General features: G+C 75.4%; 4 protein-coding genes. All 4 read right to left on the bottom strand.

All coding sequences use genetic code 11. The features are described 5' to 3' along the window. A partial coding sequence (locus OJ997_RS35965) for an AAA family ATPase (RefSeq protein WP_270030288.1) occupies positions 1–1,138 on the bottom strand: 1,138 nt, incomplete at its 3' end. Positions 1,139–1,209: 71 nt separating this feature from the next. Continuing rightward, on the bottom strand, positions 1,210–2,280 hold the full coding sequence (locus OJ997_RS35960) for a glycosyltransferase family 4 protein (RefSeq protein ID WP_270030287.1): 1,071 nt from the start codon (positions 2,278–2,280) through the stop codon (positions 1,210–1,212). Continuing rightward, positions 2,277–3,383, bottom strand: a complete 1,107-nt coding sequence (locus OJ997_RS35955; protein ID WP_270030286.1) for a glycosyltransferase — start codon at positions 3,381–3,383, stop codon at positions 2,277–2,279. Before OJ997_RS35955 ends, OJ997_RS35960 begins: the two co-directional genes overlap by 4 nt. A gap of 75 nt (positions 3,384–3,458) precedes the next feature. Next, positions 3,459–4,207 (bottom strand): helix-turn-helix transcriptional regulator (locus OJ997_RS35950; protein WP_270030285.1); only part of this gene is annotated, 749 nt, incomplete at its 5' end.

Raw genomic sequence — 4,207 nt, 5'->3', positions numbered from 1 at the left:
GCTCGAGCTCGGCGGCGACCGCCTCGTCGGGGCCGTCGGCCGCGTGGGCGGCGTGCCACGCGCGGCGATCGGGGTCGAGCTCGGCGTCGGTGGCGTCGGCGAGCGCCCGGTGCACCTCGCGCCGCTCGGGCGCGGAGGCGGCGCGGTAGGCGGCGGAGCGCACGAGCGGGTGGCGGAAGCGCACGCGCGCGCCGATGTCCACCAGCCCGGCGGCCTGCGCCGGCCCCGACGCCTCCGGCCCGATCCCGAGCCGCTCGGCCGCCTGCCACAGCAGCGTCACGTTGCCGACGGGCTCCGCGGCCGCCAGCAGCAGCAGTCGGCGCGTCTCGCCCGGCAGCGGCTCCAGCCGGCGCACGAAGCCCTGCTCGAGCCGGCCGGTGAGCGGCATCTCGCCGGGCAGCCCGAAGCCGCCCGCGACCGCCATCGGCTTCAGCCCGCGCGGCAGCTCCAGCAGCGCGAGCGGGTTGCCGCCCGCCTCGCCGAGGATCCGGTCCTGCACCCGCTCGTCCAGCGGGCCGGGGAACGTCGCGTCCAGCAGCTGGCGCGCGTCTGCGGCCGCCAGCCCGTCGATCGCGAGCGCCGGCAGGCCTTCGAGCTCGTGCTCGCCGTCCGTGCCGGAGGTGCGCAGGCCGAACACGAGGGCGACCCGTTCCGCCAGCAGCCGGCGCCCCACGAACGCGAGCGTCTGCGCGGACACCTGGTCCAGCCACTGGGCGTCGTCGACGATGCACACCAGCGGCTGCTCCTCCGCGGCCTCGGCGAGCAGGCTGAGCACGGCGAGCGCGACGAGGAAGCGGTCCGGCGGCGGCCCGGCGTTCAGGCCGAACGCCGTGTTCAGCGCGTCGCGCTGGGGCCGCGGCAGGTGCGGGAGGCGGCCGAGCAGCGGCACGCACAGCGCGTGCAGGCCGGAGAACGCCAGCTCCATCTCCGACTCGACACCCGCGGCCCGCGCGATCCGGCACCCGTCGACGTTGGTGGCGAGGTAGTCCAGCAGCGCGGTCTTGCCGACGCCCGCCTCGCCGCTGAGCACGAGCACGCGGCTCTGGCCGGCCCGCACCGAGGCGGCCAGCTGATCCAGCGCCTCCCGTTCACGCCGACGATCCAGGAGGCCCGACGGTGGGAGCGGAGCCGTGACCATGCGCGAACACCATTATCCCGATCCGGAACCTCCGGCGACCGCGACGTGCCCGAACGGGTGGCTCCGCCGCGTCAGACCGGGGTCAGCGCGAGGGTGCCGTACAGCTCGACGTAGCGGCCAACCATCGTCTCGAGCGAGCACTCCTCGACGGCGTGGCGGCGAGCCGCGGCGCGGGAGAGCTGCGCCGCGTCGTCGACGGCGGCGGCGAGCGCGCGGACGTCGCCGGGCTCGACCAGACGGCCGCACGCGTCGTCGAGCAGCTCGGGGAGCGCGCCGCGCGCGAAGGCCGCGACCGGGGTGCCGCACGCGAGCGCTTCGGCGACGACGAGGCCGTACGGCTCGTCCCAGCACGGGGTGACGAGCGCGACGGACGCGTCGCCCACGAGCTCGGCGAGCTGGGCCTGGGTGCGATGGCCGACGTACTCGATGCCGGGTTGGGTGAGCCGCGGGCGGATCTCCTGCTCGAAGTAGGTGCGGTCGGAGATCGGGCCGGCGAGACGGAGCTCCCGACCGGCGAGGACGGCGGCGTCGATCGCCAGGTGCGCGCCCTTCTCGGGCACGAGCCGGCCGAACCACACCGCGGGGCCGCCGCCCGAGCCGGGGCGCCAGCGGTGGACGTCGACGCCGTTGTGGATCACGTGCGCGTCCGGGATCAGGTGCGACCAGGCCGCGGCGGTGTGCGCGCTGACGGCGACGAACGTGACCGGGCACGTGTCCTGGACCTGGATCGCGGACTCCAGCCAGGGCGTCGGCGGGGTGTGCAGCGTGCTGACGATCGGCACAGGCAACGTGCTCGCCATCGCGATCGGCAGGTGATGCAGGCTGTGGTTGTGGATGACGTCGAAGTCGTCCGCGGCGGTGCGCGCGAGCCGGACCATCAGCTGCAGGTAGGCGTGATGCTCGTCGAGCCACTCGGGCGCGGTCATGCTCACGTCCGCCCGGGCCGCGTCGCTCAAGGCCGGGCGGCGCAGGTCGAGCAGCTCGACGCCGAGACGCGGGTCCGAGCCCGGCCCGGCGAACAGCGTCACGTCGTGGTCCTGGCGCCGGAGCCGGTCCGCGAGGTCCCAGACGTGCGCCTCGAGCCCGCCCGCGAACGGCTCGGCGATCGGGAACCGAGCGGCGGCGATGATCCCGATCCTCACCGCAGGACTCGCCGGTAGACCGCTTCGTGCGCGGCGCTGAGCGCGCGGCGCTGCTCGCGGCGCTCGGTGATCGCGGTGCGCAGCGCCGGGCGGTGCCGGTGGGCGGCGCGGATCGCGCTCGTCAGCGAGGTCTCATCCAACCCGTGCTCGTCGTGCGCGTAGCTGTGGATCGGCTGCTGGTCGGCGTAGAACCCGCAGGTCGGGGCGATGACGGCCGTGCCGAGGTCCACGCACGCCTCCAGCCAGCCCGAGTGCGTGCCGAAGCGGTACGGGAGCACCGACACGTCCAGGCTCGCGAGGTAGTTCCACAGCTCGTCGTCGCTGAAGAAGTCGTGCTCGTGCAGCTCGACGGCGGCGTGCTCGGCGGCGAGCGCGCGCAGGGCCGTGCCGGTCTCAGGGTCGTAGAAGTGGTTGCCGGGCTCGAACACCTCGCGGTGGACGTTGAGCTGGAGGCGCGCTCCCGGCAGCGCGCCGACGGCGTGGGCCGCCACCCGCGCAACGCCGAGCACGTCCATGTTGGCCCGCAGGCTCTTCGCGTGCAGGCCGACGACGAAGCCCTCATGAACGGGCCGGGGACGCGCCATCGTCTCCCAGTCGACGACGTGCGGGTGCGCGAGCACGGTCGCGTGCCGATCCCACCGGCGGGCGATCTCGTCCGCCGCGCCGGGCGTGAGCGTGAGCACGGCGGCGGCGTGCTCGACCAGCACGCCGAGCTGCGCGTCGTGCAGCTCGGGCTCGGGATGGTGCGGGTTGCGCAGGTCGTGGACGGTGACGATGAGCGGGACGTCGACCGCGGCGAGCGCGTGGACGACGTCGGTCAGCTCCTGCGGCGTCTTGGCGTCGAAGCCGAAGTGCACGTGGAAGACGTCGAACGTGTGGTGGTTCGCGCAGATCCAGGCGGCGTCGAGCATCGCCGGCGGCCACCAGCCACCGGGGACGATGCGTCCGTCCGCGGGCGGGATGTCCGGCAGGCGTACGACGCGGTCGTCGCCGTCGGGATCGCTCAGATGACGGACATAGACGTGCCCGGCGGGCACCGAGGCGACCCGGATCTGCTCGTGTGCACCGGGACGGCCGGCGGGAATCGCTTCGACGACGCTCATCGCGGGCGTCCTCTCCACGCCCGTCGCGCGATCAAACGCCGCCCGTCGAGTGCTGACCGTGGTGCGCGTTCGCCGTCAGCGTTCAGGCCGCGGGGTGATCTCGATCGCCGTCAGCTCGGTCCGCGACCCGACCCCGAGCTTGCGATACACGCTCGTCAGGTGCCGCTCGACGGTCTTCACGCTCACGAGCAGCTCGGCGGCCACGTCCCGGTTGCTCCGGCCCGTCGCGACCAGGTGCGCGACCGACCGCTCCTGCGGCGTCAGGCGCGAGCGGTCCACGCCCGCGCCGCGCTTGATCGGGGCGAGCCCGCACGCGTCGAGTTCGCGCACGCAGCGCTCCAGCAGCGGCCGCGCGCCCAGGGCGGCGAGCTGCTCCCGCGTCTCCGCGAGCACGTGCGCCGCTTCGCGCCGGTGCCCGCTGCGACGGAGCAGCCGCCCGTGCACGAAGCCGATCAGCGCCCGCTCGTACGGAAGCCCTTCGGGGAGCGTGGCCGCCGCGAGCGTGATGGCGGCGTCGGCCGCCTCGTGCTCGTCGCGCAGCAGATGGAGTGCCGTGCGCACCCGCGCGAGCCGCGCGCGCATGGCTCGGGCGCCGCGCGCGTCGGCGATCCGCTCGTGCCGGGCGAGCACCGCCTCGGCCTCGTCGGCCCGGCCGAGCCCGACCAGCGCGTCGGCGTGCAGGTGCGCCCACGGCCAGCAGCCCGGATCGTCGAGCGCGGCGGCCGCGTCCGCTGGCGCGCTGGCGGCCGCGTCCGCCGGCGCGCCGCCACGGCGATCGCCGGCTGCGCCCGCGTGCGGCAGCTGCGCGGGGGCCTCGCCGACGT

Origin of the sequence: Solirubrobacter phytolaccae (genome assembly GCF_027587195.1) — a bacterium.
Lineage (GTDB): Bacteria > Actinomycetota > Thermoleophilia > Solirubrobacterales > Solirubrobacteraceae > Solirubrobacter > Solirubrobacter phytolaccae.
The sequence above is the reverse complement of the archived record's forward strand: the minus strand, read 5'-3'. Positions and strand labels throughout refer to the sequence as shown.